This window comes from Enterobacter sichuanensis (assembly GCF_002939185.1).
In the GTDB taxonomy this organism is placed as follows: domain Bacteria; phylum Pseudomonadota; class Gammaproteobacteria; order Enterobacterales; family Enterobacteriaceae; genus Enterobacter; species Enterobacter sichuanensis.
Genome location: NZ_POVL01000010.1, coordinates 67,495 through 82,202, shown reverse-complemented (window position 1 = coordinate 82,202; position 14,708 = coordinate 67,495). Strand labels below are relative to the sequence as shown.

Here is a 14,708-nt window from a genome sequence, read left to right as displayed (position 1 = left end):
CTTATTTAACCTGTTTCAGAACATCAGCGGTGATGTCTTTAACATCGCTGCTGTTGAAAGCAACGGCGTTCGCATCAACAACCAGATCGATGCTCTGATCGGCAGCCACTGCTTTAACAGCGGTCTGAATGCGAGTCACCAGCTTGCCACGTTCTTCGTTAGAACGACGCTGACGATCCTGCTCGAAAGCCTGCGCTTTCTGGGAGAACGCCTGGCGCTGAGCCATTACGTCTTTTTCCAGTTTGCTGCGGTCGCTTGCTTTCATGGTAGAACCATCACGCTGCAGACGCTGCATTTTGGACTGAAGATCGTTTTCCATACCCTGCAGTTCGCTTGCACGGCCTTTGAATTCGTTTTCCAGAGTCGCAGAAACACCAGTTTTCTGTGCAACCTGCTGGAACAAATTACCCATGTTGACGATTGCAATTTTGTCTGCTGCCTGAGCAGAAGTTGCCATCGCTAAACCGAGACCTGCAGCTAATAACCACTTTTTCACAATTAACTCCTTACCATCCCATTGGCACCAGAAGGTACCGTTCTTTGCGTGGCAAGGCGACCGTTTACCGATCGCCAGTTGTCAGCGCTACACTGCCAACGCATTCCTTTGCCGCGGATTATTACCAGGTTTTACCAATGTTAAACTGGAATTGCTCCGACTTATCTCCATCATATTTCTTAAACGGCTGGGCGTAAGAGAAGACCAACGGCCCCAGCGGTGACATCCATTGTAATGCGATACCGGCAGACATGCGAATATTGCTCGGATCGCTGTAGTCTGGAACACCTGCCGCACGCATCTGGGCCGTATTCTCCCAGTTGGTATCCCACACCGTACCGGCATCCCAGAAGAAGGACGTACGGACGGAGTTCGCGTATTTATCACTGATAAACGGCGTTGGGGTGATGAACTCCAGGCTGGCAACGGCCATCGCGTTACCGCCCACCGCATCATCAGAACTACAGACTTCAGATGAGGAGGACTTATCGCAGTTATCTTTGTCGTTCCCGCCGTAGTAAACCGCTTTCGGACCAATGTTGTTGGACTGGAAGCCACGAACGGTGCTGGAACCACCCGCATAGAAGTTTTCATAGAATGGCAGTTCTTTGCCACCTAAGCCATCACCATAGCCCCAACGGGTACGGCCCAGAACCACCCACTTATGATCGTCATCGATCGGGAAGTAGGACGCGGTATCCAGAGTGACCTTATAGAACTCGTTATCGGAACCCGGCACGGTAACTTTACCGTTCAGGTTGACGCGAGAACCTTCCGTTGGGAAGTAACCACGGTCGAGACGGTTATAGGTCCAGCCATAGTTGAAGGTGAAGTCATCCGCCGCAAAACCGTTGTTATCGCTGTTTTTGCTCGCTGACTGGCCAATAGAATCCAGGTAACGCCACATGGCCACCTGCGGTTGCATATTGGACAGGTCGTTATGCACGTAGCCTAAGCCCGCACGCAGGGTGTTGTATTCGTTAACCGGGAAGCCAAGCGTACCGTCCACACCGTAACTCTTGTTGGTGTACGAAGACAGATCCGCATCGTCCGCTTTAAAGTCGTTATAGAAGATACGACCGCCCAGGCTCACACCGTCAACGGTGAAGTATGGGTTAGTGACAGAGAACTCCGAATAGGTCTGGTAGTCGTTTTTGGTACCGTTAATACCCACAGAGTAACCCGTACCCAGCCAGTTATCCTGCTGTACACCGACCTGGAAGCTCACGCCGCTTTCAGTACCGTAGCCCACACCGAAGTTGAAGCTACCGGTATTACGCTCTTTCACTTTATAAACGACATCAACCTGGTCCGGGCTGCCCGGTACGCGCTGGGTATCGGTATCAACCGTTTCAAAATAGCCCAGACGGTTCAGACGCTCTTTACCCTGATCAACGAGATCGCTACCTAACCATGCGCCTTCCATCTGACGCATTTCGCGACGCAGAACGGAGTCTTTGGAGGTGTCGTTACCGACGAAGCGGATCTTACGCACGTAGAAACGGTTGCCCGCATCAACATTAACGTGCAGCTTAACGGTTTTATCCGCATCGTTGATTTCCGGCTGCGTTTGTACGCGCGGATAGGCATAACCATAACGGCCGAGCAGCTTCTTAATGCTGTCTTCCATTTTGGTGACTTTGGAGCCGCTGTAGAGATCGCCTGGCTGAATTTTGGTCAGCGATTCGATTTCAGCAGAATGCCCCGCCAGGTTACCACTCACTTCAACACCCGAAAGCTTGTACTGATCGCCTTCAGTGATGTTAATCGTAATGTAGATACCTTTCTTGTCCGGCGTCAGGCTGACCTGAGTCGAGTCAATGTTGAAACGCGCATAGCCACGATCCAGATAGTAGCTGCGCAGAGTTTCAAGATCGCCCGCCAGTTTCTGTTTCTGGTATTTGCGATCGCCCACCACGTTCCACCACGGCACTTCGTCACGCAGCTGGAAAGTGGAGATCAGTTCGTCGGTGCTGAACGCGTGGTTACCGACAATGTTGATCTGCTGGATCTTCGCTGAAACACCTTCCTGGAAGACCAGTTTCAGGTCAACGCGGTTACGTGGCAGTGGCGTCACCACCGCTTTCACGCTGGCGCTGTATTTACCGACGCTGTAGTAGAAGTCTTCCAGACCTTTTTCAATGTCTGAAAGGGTTGTGCGGTCCAGAGATTCCCCCACACGAACACCGGATGCTTCAAGGTTCTGCTTGAGCATGTCATCTTTCACCGACTTGTTACCGGAGAAAGTGATACTGGCGATCGTTGGACGTTCTTTTACCTGTACCAGCAGGGTATCACCATCGCGCAGGACGCGGACATCCTCGAAGTTGCCGGTGGCAAACAGAGCACGGATGGTGTTACTGATGTCATCATCATTAACCGTATCGCCGGGGCGCACAGGCATACTGAGGAGGGCCGCACCAACGGCGACACGCTGAAGGCCTTCGAAATGAATGTCTTTCACTACGAACCCGTCAGCACCGTATACGGTGGCGCTGCTAAACAGCAGCGACGCTATGAGCAACTTTTTCATCGCCATCGTTATTATGCGTTCTTCCTAACTAACTCTCTTACAACCGAGAGAAATCATTGAAAAGTGCAAGCCCCATTAACAGCACCAGCAAAATCGAGCCAATGCGATAACTAAAGTCTTGAACTCGCTCGGATACCGGTCCGCCTTTTAGCTTTTCAATCGCTAAAAACAGCAGATGCCCCCCGTCTAAAACGGGAAGCGGGAACAGGTTGATTATCCCAAGGTTCACGCTAATGAGCGCGAGGAACATGAGATAGTAAATCACCCCGAATTCCGCTGACATCCCAGCCCCCTGGGCAATCGAAATTGGCCCACTGAGGTTGTTCAGTTTCACGTCACCGGTTATCAATTTCCCCAACATGTTGACCGTCAGTTTCATCAATTGCCATGTTTTATCCGTGGCTTCAAGGATGGCACTGAACGGCCCATACTGGCGTATTGTCTTGTACTCATCTGGCAGCGGGATCACTTTTGGCACTACGCCTGCAAACCCTTCTGCCTTTTTGCCGACCGACTTCGTATCCGGGATCAGCGTCAGCGAAAGCGGACTGCCTTGCCTTTCAACTTCCAGCGCGAGAGACGTTCCCGGATTATCGCGCACCAGAGTAACAAAGGTCATCCACTCTGTTAATGGTTGACCATCGACTTTAACGATCCTGTCGCCTGCTTGCAAACCTGCTTTGCTCGCGGCCGAATTTGCCTGTACTTCGGCTAACACCGGCTCGATCTGTGCACCACGTGGACGAATACCCAGCGCAGCGACGGGATCCTCTTTGTCTGGCTCGAAACGCCAGTGACGTAAATCGAGCACTTTGTCCTGGCGCGTGTCAGAACCAAACGGCGATACGCTGATGGTGGTCTGCTGATCGCCAATTTTGGCTACCAGCTGCAGTCGCACGGCATCCCAATCAGGGGTTTCGATGCCATCAATCGCTTTAAGTTCCATCCCGGATGTAATTTGCGCACTCGCCGCGATGGAGTTGGGCGCTATTTCACCCACTACCGGACGCACGCCGGGGACGCCGATGATAAACACCAGCCAGTAAGCGAAAACAGCAAAGATGAAGTTAGCTACCGGTCCGGCAGCAATGATGGCGGCGCGTTGTCCAACTGTTTTATTGTTGAAGGCGCTGTGTCGCAGCTCAGGGGCGACAGGCTCAACGCGTTCGTCGAGCATTTTGACGTAACCGCCCAGCGGGATGAGGGCGATGACAAATTCCGTACCGTGACGGTCGGTGCGCGTCCAGAGCGATTTGCCAAAACCGATGGAAAACCGCTCTACCCGCACACCACAACGGCGAGCAACCCAGAAATGGCCAAATTCATGCACGGTAATCAGCACACCCAGTGCAACAATGAACGCCGCCAGATTCCAGAGAATGCTCAGCATAAAACCTTCCGTTAAATCGTCCCGAATACCAGTAAAAGCAAGCAAGCAAACACTGGAACAGCCGCTGTCAGGCTATCAATGCGATCCAGTATACCGCCATGCCCTGGAATCAGGTGTCCGCTGTCCTTAATCCCTGCTTCACGCTTGAACATACTTTCGGTTAAATCACCGAGCACCGAGGCAAGCGCAGCAAAAATCGAGCACACCAGCAGTATTGACGGTGCCACTTCCAGATTCGCCCAGACGCCGTAGCCCCAGGAGATAATTGCTGCCGTAAACAAGCCGCCGATGAAGCCTTGCCAGGTTTTGCCCGGAGAAACCTTCGGCGCCAGTTTATGTTTGCCAAACAGTTTACCAAACATATAGGCCCCGGAGTCAGCCCCCCAGACGAGAATCATCACATAAAGCAGCCAGATCGCACCGCTGTAGTGATTTTCGTCGTAGTGCCAGGCGCGCAGCGCGACCATCCCCCAGAAGAAGGGAATAATGGTGAGCAAGCCGAAAATCAGTCGCAGCACTTTTGAATTACGCCATAGCGCCGCAGAGCCAGGATAAAACAGCACCAGCAGTAGCGCTGCAACCCACCAGGCCAGGGATATCCACAAGGAGCCAGCAACCAGCGGTTGATGGATATCATGGTGATATTCAGGCAACGTAAACAGCATTATGGCCAGAATGAAGCCACAGAGTACCGCAAGCCATACTCGCTGACTGCGCGAAGTAAAGCCGCTAAACTGTCCCCATTCCCACGCGGCGAGCATGCACACCACCAGCGTAACAATAGCGAATCCCACTGGGGGCAGTAAAAACAGCGCCGCAATGACAATGGGTATTAATACAAAAGCGGAAATCAGGCGATACTTCAGCAAAAGCTACCCCCATCAGGCTTTGTCGCCACCAGGCTCGGTGCCGCCGAAACGACGCTCTCGATTGGCAAAGGCATGCAGCGCACCTTCAAAGTCTTGTTCATCAAAATCGGGCCAAAGAACATCTGTAAAGTAAAGTTCGGCATAGGCAATTTGCCATATCAAAAAGTTACTTATGCGATGTTCTCCCCCTGTCCTAATTACCAAATCCACAGGCGCCTGTTCATTCATGCAGATTTGCTTGCTCAGCGCCTCTTCATCAATTTGGTCGGGTCTCAACAGCCCTTCCTGAACCTGCTCGGCCAGTTGCCGAACGCCCTGGATAATATCCCAGCGTCCGCCGTAATTCGCCGCAATATTCAGCGTCAGACCGGTATTATTTTCAGTCAGCGCTTCAGCCTTACGAATTCGTTCCTGCAAACGTGAGTTAAAACGACTGGTATCGCCAATGATACGCAGGCGGACATTGTGGCGGTGCAGGCTTTTTACTTCGCTGTCTAGCGCCCACACAAACAATTCCATCAACGCGGTCACTTCCTGCTGCGGTCGATTCCAGTTTTCACTGCTAAAAGCATAGAGCGTTAACGCATCAATGCCGTTATTGGCGGCAAAAGAAACGGCGCGGCGAACCGATTTCGCCCCAGCTTTATGCCCAAAGGCTCGTATCTTCCCTTGTCTTTTCGCCCAGCGGCCATTGCCATCCATAATGATTGCTACATGACGGCAGCCATGAGCTGGCAAGTTTTCGCTTATTGGTTGATTCGCAGACAACATAACGCGTTTTTTGTCCCTGAAAAGGATTTAACGGTACTCAGGAATACTGAAGCCTATACATAAAAAAGCCGTGTCAAACCACGGCTTACCTGACCACTTAAAGTCAAATACCTGCGATCAGGTGGCGCAGACTATATCACTGAAGCCCAACGCTAACAAATAGCACGACGACTAGTGCTTGCTTTATCACCAGCTTGCGAGACGTGTCACCTGGTGGCGCGCAATATCACGTGCAGCTGTATCCACCGCCAGCACCTCTTCCACGCTTTGTGGTTCGCGCAAATCCATCTTCTCCAGTACCGATAAATTTAACGACGCGATATCGGTAAAACGGATCTGCTGATTCAGAAATGCTTCAACAGTAATTTCATTGGCTGCGTTCAGTGCCGTCGTCGCCGCCTGCCCCTGGTCAAAGGCATTCATCGCAAGCTTCAGACAAGGATAGCGGTCATAGTCTGGTTCACTGAATGTCAGGGAACTTAGCTTGCAGAAATCAAGCGGCTTCACGCCGGATTTCACCCGATTCGGCCACGCCATGGAATGTGCGATAGGCGTACGCATATCCGGCTCGCCCAACTGGGCCAGCACGCTGCCATCCTGATAACGTACCATCGAGTGAATCACCGATTGCGGGTGAATCAGTACTTCCATCTGTTTCGCTGACGCATTAAACAGCCAGCGCGCTTCAATGTATTCCAGACCTTTGTTCATCATGGTGGCAGAGTCAACGGAGATTTTACGCCCCATCGACCAGTTCGGATGGCGGCACGCCTGATCCGGCGTCATTGCACGCAGTTCAGACAGTGGCGTTTCACGGAACGGGCCACCAGACCCGGTAAGCAGAATAGATACCACGCCATTCTGCTCAAGGTCAGCGTACCCCAGGTTCTGTTGAAAAGGTTGCGGTAAACTCTGAAAAATCGCGTTGTGCTCGCTGTCTACGGGCAAAAGACGCGCGCCGCGCTGCTTCACCGCGTCCATAAACAGGCGTCCGCAGGTGACCAGCGACTCTTTATTGGCCAGCAAAACGTCTTTACCGGAATCAATCGCGGCAAGCGTCGGCAGCAGTCCGGCCGCACCGACAATGGCCGCCATGACCTGATCAACATCACCCAGCGCAGCCATCTCGCAGGCGGCCTGTTGGCCGCTCAGGACCTCGGTACGACCGCCCTTCTCCTGCAGCAGTGCCTTTACCTGGCGGGCACTCTCTTCATCATCCATCACCGCATAACGGGGCGTAAACTCCAGACACTGCTCGACCATTCGCTGCACATTCTTACCGGCCACCAGTGCTGTCACGGTGTAAAGTTCAGGATTATGGCGAACAACGTCGAGAGTGCTGCAACCAATAGATCCGGTTGAGCCGAGGAGAGTTAAATGCTTCATGAGATGCCCGAAAAAAGTTAGACCAGATAAAAGCAAAACGCCGCCAGCAAGACCCGAAGTCCCTCTGAACGGCGTTTATCAGTGTACGACAGAAATCAGAACTGCATCAGTTCCGCTTCTTTATCTGCCAGCGCCGCATCAATTTTCTTGATGGCAGCGTCAGTCATTTTCTGAATGTCGTCCTGGGAACGACGATCGTCATCTTCACTGATCTCTTTTTCTTTCAGCAGCGCTTTAACTTTATCGTTAGCGTCGCGACGCACGTTACGGACGGAAACACGACCCTGCTCAGCTTCACCACGCACCACTTTGATCAGGTCTTTACGACGCTCTTCGGTCAGCGGAGGCAGCGGAACGCGGATGTCAGCGCCTGCAGAGCTTGGGTTCAGACCGAGGTCAGACGCCATAATCGCTTTCTCAACCGCCGGGCCCATAGAACGATCGAATACGTTGATTTTCAGCGTACGGGTATCTTCTACGGTAACGCTCGCCAGCTGGCGCAGCGGGGTTGGCGTACCGTAGTACTCTACGATGATGCCATCCAGCAGGCTTGGGGAAGCACGGCCAGTACGGATTTTGCTGATTTGGGTTTTGAACGCTTCTACGCATTTTTCCATGCGTACTTCAGCATCTTTTCTGATGTCGTTAATCACGTTACGAATCCTTGAAAACTTGTCTCAGGCAGACTATCCGCCAGCACAGCGCTACAGGTGTGCTAAGTATAGTCGCGTTTAATTCATGACAACGCCAAAGGCGCGTCCGGGTAAGATACCACTACAAAATAAAGCGGAATCTTACCTGTATTTATCGTCAACGGAAATTATTCCGTGATCAAAGTGCCTTCTTTTTCACCCATGACCACGCGACGCAGTGCGCCAGGTTTGTTCATGTTGAAGACACGGATCGGCAGTTTGTGGTCGCGAGCCAGCGTGAAGGCGGCAAGATCCATCACTTTCAGCTCTTTTTCCAGTACTTCGCTGTAGCTCAGCTGATCGTACATGGTGGCAGAAGGATCTTTTGCCGGGTCGGCAGTAAACACGCCATCGACTTTGGTCGCTTTCAGTACCACATCGGCTTCAATCTCGATACCGCGCAGGCAGGCAGCGGAATCGGTCGTAAAGAACGGGTTACCCGTACCGGCGGAGAGGATCACCACGCGGTTGTTGCGCAGCAGGCTGATGGCTTCTGCCCAGCTGTAATTATCGCACACGCCATTCAGTGGAATCGCGGACATCAGGCGGGCATTCACATAGGCACGATGCAGCGCATCACGCATTGCCAGACCATTCATGACGGTTGCCAGCATACCCATGTGGTCGCCTACAACGCGGTTCATCCCCGCTTTCGCCAGACCAGCACCACGGAAGAGGTTGCCACCGCCAATGACCACGCCAACCTGGATACCCAGTTCGACCAGTTCTTTGATTTCCTGTGCCATGCGATCAAGGATGCTTGCATCAATACCGAAGCCTTCCGATCCCTGCAGTGCTTCGCCACTCAGCTTAAGCAGAATGCGTTTGTACACGGGTTTTGCATTGGTAGCCATGTTTCTTTCCTGAGACTGTCAACGATTAAGATGGGGGTTAATTCTGGCGACATAGTATGTCGCATATCAGCACAGCGATACGGGATCCTGTCTGATTTTCGTCTGACGGGTGACAAAAAGAAGCCGCCCTCAGGCGGCTCCTTTTCAATCATTAAGACTGCTTGGACATTGCAGCAACTTCTGCTGCGAAGTCAGTCTCAACTTTCTCGATGCCTTCGCCCACTTCGAAGCGGATGAAGCCAGTCACGTCAGCGTTGTGCTCTTTCAGCAGCTGAGCAACAGACTTGCTTGGATCCATAACGAATGGCTGGCCAGTCAGAGAAACTTCGCCGGTGAATTTCTTCATGCGGCCTTCAACCATTTTCTCTGCGATTTCTTTTGGTTTACCAGACTGCATCGCGATGTCCAGCTGAACCTGGTACTCTTTTTCTACCACTTCAGCAGACACGTCTTCTGGCTTAACGAATTCTGGTTTGCTTGCAGCGATGTGCATAGCCAGCTGTTTAACCAGCTCTTCGTCAGCGCCTTTAGCCGCAACCAGAACACCGATACGTGCACCGTGCTGGTAAGAGCCCAGAACGTCGCCTTCCAGAGAAGCAACGCGACGGATGTTGATGTTCTCACCGATTTTAGCAACCAGCGCAACACGCTCTTCTTCGAACTGTGCTTTCAGAACTTCAACGTCAGTGATTTTGCCTGCAACAGCAGCGTCCAGAACTTTGTTAGCAAATGCCTGGAAACCACCATCTTTAGCCACGAAGTCAGTCTGGCAGTTAACTTCCAGAATGATACCGTAGTTGCCGTCGATCTTAGTGATGATCACGCCGTCAGCAGCAACGTTGCCTGCTTTTTTAGCTGCTTTGATCGCACCGGATTTACGCATGTTTTCGATTGCCAGCTCGATGTCGCCGTTCGCTTCAGTCAGCGCTTTTTTGCAATCCATCATGCCTGCGCCAGTACGCTCGCGCAGCTCTTTTACCAGGGATGCGGTAATTTCAGCCATTCTTAAATCCTCGGGAGATGTGAACTGCCCGGCCGGAGGCCAAACAGTGTAAATTGAAAAAAGGGGCCGGTAATGGGCCCCTATTCATACACGGTACTAATAAGGGGTAAAACCTTATTATTCAGCTTCTACGAAGCTTTCTTCCGCCTGAGAAGCCAGATCCTGGGAACGGCCTTCACGAACGGTAGCAGCAACAGCGCTCAGGTACAGGCTAACAGCACGGATTGCGTCGTCGTTACCCGGGATAACGAAGTCAACACCGTCCGGATCGGAGTTGGTATCAACGATAGCAAATACCGGGATACCCAGGTTGTTAGCTTCTTTGATTGCGATGTGCTCGTGGTCTGCATCTATTACGAACAGCGCGTCTGGCAGGCCGCCCATATCTTTGATACCGCCCAGGCTGTTTTCCAGCTTGTCCAGTTCACGAGTGCGCATCAGCGCTTCTTTCTTAGTCAGCTTGTCGAAAGTACCGTCCTGAGACTGGGTTTCCAGATCTTTCAGGCGTTTGATGGACTGACGAACAGTTTTCCAGTTAGTCAGCATGCCGCCCAACCAGCGATGGTTCACGAAGAACTGGTCGCAGCTGTTAGCAGCATCTTTCACAGCTTCGCTTGCAGCGCGCTTAGTACCAACGAACAGAATCTTACCTTTACGGGAAGCGATCTTGTTCAGCTCAGCCAGGGCTTCGTTGAACATTGGTACAGTTTTCTCAAGGTTGATGATGTGAACTTTGTTACGAGCGCCGAAGATGAAAGGCTTCATTTTCGGGTTCCAGTAACGGGTCTGGTGACCAAAGTGAACACCAGCCTTGAGCATGTCGCGCATGGAAACAGTTGCCATGTTTAAAACCTCTATATTAAAAGTTGGGGTTATGCCTCCACGTATCCCATATTACCGACCCCAAAGGGCACCCCGGAATATGTGCCGATACGTGTGTGTTGTTACACAAAGTGAGATTTGTCGCTTCCGTCCAGCCTGTGTATCTGAAATGGATCGGAAGTCCGGCGCGCTTTATACCACAAAACGCCGCCATAAACCAACAGTTGTTGGCGGAGTGTGCTGTTAATGATTCTCAATTTGGCACGGGGTGTGCCTGACTGATACCATTGACAACACTTAGACTAGTATTGTCGAAAAAATCGACACCGATGGACAGATTACATGGCTATCTCTATTAAGACCCCTGAAGAAATTGAAAAGATGCGCGTCGCCGGTCGTCTGGCCGCGGAAGTGCTGGAAATGATCGAGCCGTTCGTGAAGCCGGGCGTCAGCACCGGTGAATTGGACCGCATCTGTAATGACTATATCGTGAACGAGCAGCACGCGGTTTCCGCCTGCCTCGGCTACCACGGTTTCCCGAAATCCGTCTGCATCTCCATTAATGAAGTGGTGTGCCACGGTATCCCGGACGACGAAAAACTGCTGAAAGATGGCGACATCGTCAACATCGACGTCACCGTTATCAAAGATGACTACCACGGTGACACTTCAAAAATGTTCATCGTGGGCAAGCCAACGATTCTTGGCGAGCGTCTGTGCAAAGTGACGCAAGAGAGCCTCTACCTGGCGCTGAAAATGGTGAAACCGGGCATTCGCCTGCGTACCATCGGTGCGGCAATTCAGAAATTTGTCGAGGCAGAAGGTTTCTCCGTGGTGCGTGAATACTGCGGGCACGGCATTGGTCGCGTCTTCCATGAAGAGCCGCAGGTTCTGCATTATGATGCGGATGACGGCGGCGTAGTGCTGCAAAAAGGGATGACCTTTACCATCGAACCGATGGTCAACGCCGGTGATTACCGCATCCGTACCATGAAAGACGGCTGGACGGTGAAAACCAAAGACAGAAGCTTGTCTGCACAGTACGAGCATACTATTGTGGTAACAGACAACGGCTGCGAAATTATGACGTTGCGCAAGGATGACACCATCCCGGCGATACTGACGCACGATGAATGATAAAAAAGCCGGCAAATGCCGGCTTTTTTAATGGCTATAGTTTTTTCTTATGGGTGGCGCACGATGAGTAATCTTTTACCCGAACAGTATGCTAACACAGCACTTCCCACCCTCCCCGATCAGCCCGACAACCCGGGCGTCTGGCCGCAGCACGAGTTGAACTGCGCCGGCATTAAAGCCCATATGGATGTCTTCCAGCGCTGGCTGGGCAGCGCGTTTGATGCCGGTATCTCCGCCGAGCAGCTGATCGAAGCGCGTACCGAATTTATCGACCAGCTGCTGCAGCGTCTGTGGATCGATTACGGATTTGGCCAAATAAGTGATGTGGCGCTGGTTGCCGTCGGGGGCTATGGCCGCGGAGAGCTGCACCCGCTTTCCGATATCGATCTCCTGATCTTAAGCCGTAAAAAGCTGCCGGACGAACAGGCGCAAAAGATTGGCGAACTGCTGACCCTGCTCTGGGACGTCAAACTGGAAGTCGGCCACAGCGTGCGCACCCTGGAAGAGTGTCTGCTGGAAGGGTTATCGGACCTGACCGTGGCCACTAACCTGATTGAAACCCGTCTGCTGATTGGCGACGTCGCGCTGTTCCTGGAGCTGCAAAAACACATCTTCAGCGACGGCTTCTGGCCGTCAGAAAAGTTCTTCGCGGCAAAGGTCGAGGAGCAAAACCAGCGCCACCAGCGCTACCACGGCACCAGCTATAACCTTGAGCCAGATATTAAAAGCAGCCCTGGCGGCCTGCGCGACATCCACACCTTACAGTGGGTCGCCCGGCGCCACTTTGGCGCCACCTCGCTGGATGAAATGGTGGGCTTTGGCTTCTTAACCGAGGCCGAACGTAACGAGCTCAACGAGTGTCTGCACCTGCTGTGGCGCATTCGCTTTGCCCTGCATCTGGAAGTCACCCGCTACGATAACCGTCTGCTGTTTGACCGCCAGCTCAGCGTTGCCCAGCGCCTCAACTACAGCGGTGAAGGAAACGAGCCGGTTGAGCACATGATGAAGGATTTCTTCCGCGTCACCCGCCGCGTCACCGAGCTCAACCAGATGCTGCTGCAGCTGTTCGACGAGGCCATCCTGGCGCTGACGGCGGACGAAAAACCGCGCCCGATTGATGACGAATTCCAGCTGCGCGGCACGCTTATCGATCTGCGCGACGAAACGCTGTTTATTCGCGAGCCGGAAGCGATCCTGCGGATGTTCTACACCATGGTTCGCAACAGCACCATCACCGGGATCTACTCCACCACCCTGCGTCATCTGCGCCATGCGCGCCGTCATTTGACGGAGCCGCTGTGCTATATCCCGGAAGCCCGATCGCTGTTCCTGAGCATGCTTCGCCACCCGGGCGCCGTCAGCCGCGGTCTGCTGCCGATGCACCGCCACAGCGTGCTGTGGGCCTATATGCCGCAGTGGTCGCACATTGTCGGGCAGATGCAATTCGATCTGTTCCACGCCTACACGGTGGATGAACATACCATTCGCGTTATGCTCAAGCTGGAAAGCTTTGCGAAAGAAGAGACGCGCTCCCGTCACCCGCTGTGCGTGGAATTATGGCCGCGCCTTACTCATCCTGAACTGATCCTGATTGCCGCCCTCTTCCACGACATCGCCAAAGGTCGTGGCGGTGACCATTCGGTCCTGGGCGCGCAGGATGTGCTGAAATTTGCCGAGCTGCACGGCCTGAACTCACGCGAAACACAGCTGGTTGCCTGGCTGGTGCGCCATCACCTGCTGATGTCTGTCACTGCCCAGCGTCGTGATATTCAGGATCCAGAGGTCATCAAGCAGTTTGCGGAGGAGGTTCAGACGGAAAACCGTCTGCGCTATCTGGTCTGCCTGACGGTGGCCGATATCTGCGCCACCAACGAAACGCTGTGGAACAGCTGGAAGCAGAGCCTGCTGCGTGAGCTCTACTTTGCGACGGAAAAACAGCTGCGTCGCGGGATGCAAAATACACCGGACATGCGCGAGCGTGTACGCCACCATCAGCTGCAGGCCCTGGCGCTGCTGCGTATGGACAACATTGATGAAGAGGCGTTACACCAGATTTGGGCCCGCTGTCGCGCTAACTACTTTGTCCGCCATAGCCCAAACCAGCTTGCGTGGCATGCGCGGCACCTGCTCCGGCATGACTTGTCACAGCCGATGATCCTGCTCAGCCCACAGGCCACGCGCGGTGGGACGGAGATTTTCATCTGGAGCCCGGACCGGCCCTATCTGTTTGCTGCGGTGTGCGCCGAGCTGGACAGGCGTAATCTGAGCGTTCACGACGCGCAGATTTTCACGACCCGCGACGGCATGGCGATGGATACCTTTATTGTACTGGAACCGGACGGCAGCCCGCTGTCGTCTGACAGACATGAAGGAATACGCTTTGGTCTGGAACAGGCGATTACCCAGCGCAGCTGGCAGCCGCCGCAGCCGCGTCGCCAGCCGGCGAAGCTGCGCCACTTTACCGTCGATACCGAGGTCAATTTCCTGCCGACCCACACCGACCGTAAATCGTTCCTGGAGCTGATTGCGCTCGACCAGCCTGGGCTCCTCGCCCGCGTCGGCCAGGTTTTTGCCGATCTGGGAATTTCGCTTCATGGGGCAAGAATTACAACCATTGGCGAGCGAGTAGAAGATTTATTTATAATCGCCACAGCGGACCGGCGTGCCCTTAATAATGACCTGCAACTTGAAGTGCAACAACGGTTGACAGCAGCCCTCAATCCAAACGATAAAGGGTGACGTGTTTTTTAGTGAA

At 53.2% G+C, this 14,708-nt stretch carries 12 protein-coding genes; 2 read left to right on the top strand and 10 right to left on the bottom strand.

What is annotated here, in order from left to right:
- Position 1: 1 nt before the first annotated feature.
- The 10 genes from skp to rpsB all read right to left on the bottom strand — a co-directional run bounded on the left by skp (position 2) and on the right by rpsB (position 10,837).
- Positions 2-496: a molecular chaperone Skp gene (gene skp, locus C5687_RS06955; RefSeq protein ID WP_023334576.1), complete on the bottom strand. Its 495-nt coding sequence runs from the start codon at positions 494-496 to the stop codon at positions 2-4.
- A gap of 121 nt (positions 497-617) precedes the next feature.
- Positions 618-3,035 (bottom strand): outer membrane protein assembly factor BamA, encoded by a 2,418-nt coding sequence (gene bamA, locus C5687_RS06950; protein WP_045285877.1) that lies wholly within the window; start codon positions 3,033-3,035, stop codon positions 618-620.
- 31 nt (positions 3,036-3,066) lie between these two features.
- Positions 3,067-4,419: a sigma E protease regulator RseP gene (gene rseP / locus C5687_RS06945; protein WP_059385825.1), complete on the bottom strand. Its 1,353-nt coding sequence runs from the start codon at positions 4,417-4,419 to the stop codon at positions 3,067-3,069.
- 11 nt (positions 4,420-4,430) lie between these two features.
- Positions 4,431-5,288 (bottom strand): phosphatidate cytidylyltransferase, encoded by an 858-nt coding sequence (gene cdsA, locus C5687_RS06940; protein ID WP_025756818.1) that lies wholly within the window; start codon positions 5,286-5,288, stop codon positions 4,431-4,433.
- Positions 5,289-5,300: 12 nt separating this feature from the next.
- Complete coding sequence (ispU, locus tag C5687_RS06935) at positions 5,301-6,059, bottom strand: (2E,6E)-farnesyl-diphosphate-specific ditrans,polycis-undecaprenyl-diphosphate synthase (protein WP_104556641.1); 759 nt, start codon at positions 6,057-6,059, stop codon at positions 5,301-5,303.
- A gap of 186 nt (positions 6,060-6,245) precedes the next feature.
- Positions 6,246-7,445 (bottom strand): 1-deoxy-D-xylulose-5-phosphate reductoisomerase, encoded by a 1,200-nt coding sequence (gene ispC, locus C5687_RS06930; RefSeq protein WP_104556640.1) that lies wholly within the window; start codon positions 7,443-7,445, stop codon positions 6,246-6,248.
- A 95-nt stretch (positions 7,446-7,540) separates the two neighbouring features.
- Positions 7,541-8,098 (bottom strand): ribosome recycling factor, encoded by a 558-nt coding sequence (gene frr, locus C5687_RS06925; RefSeq protein ID WP_008501909.1) that lies wholly within the window; start codon positions 8,096-8,098, stop codon positions 7,541-7,543.
- 167 nt (positions 8,099-8,265) lie between these two features.
- The gene (gene pyrH / locus C5687_RS06920; protein ID WP_003856194.1) at positions 8,266-8,991 is read right to left on the bottom strand and encodes a UMP kinase; all 726 of its coding nucleotides are present in this window, start codon (positions 8,989-8,991) and stop codon (positions 8,266-8,268) included.
- Between the two features lie 151 nt (positions 8,992-9,142).
- Positions 9,143-9,994, bottom strand: coding sequence for a translation elongation factor Ts (gene tsf, locus C5687_RS06915; protein ID WP_008501911.1), 852 nt, complete (start codon positions 9,992-9,994; stop codon positions 9,143-9,145).
- 117 nt (positions 9,995-10,111) lie between these two features.
- Positions 10,112-10,837, bottom strand: coding sequence for a 30S ribosomal protein S2 (gene rpsB, locus C5687_RS06910; RefSeq protein WP_013095653.1), 726 nt, complete (start codon positions 10,835-10,837; stop codon positions 10,112-10,114).
- Between the two features lie 321 nt (positions 10,838-11,158).
- On the opposite strand from rpsB, the gene map reads away from it, so the two are divergent.
- Together map and glnD are read left to right on the top strand one after the other, a co-directional pair.
- Positions 11,159-11,953, top strand: a complete 795-nt coding sequence (gene map, locus C5687_RS06905; RefSeq protein WP_013095652.1) for a type I methionyl aminopeptidase — start codon at positions 11,159-11,161, stop codon at positions 11,951-11,953.
- Positions 11,954-12,016: 63 nt separating this feature from the next.
- On the top strand, positions 12,017-14,692 hold the full coding sequence (gene glnD / locus C5687_RS06900; RefSeq protein ID WP_025756815.1) for a bifunctional uridylyltransferase/uridylyl-removing protein GlnD: 2,676 nt from the start codon (positions 12,017-12,019) through the stop codon (positions 14,690-14,692).
- Positions 14,693-14,708 lie beyond the last annotated feature (16 nt).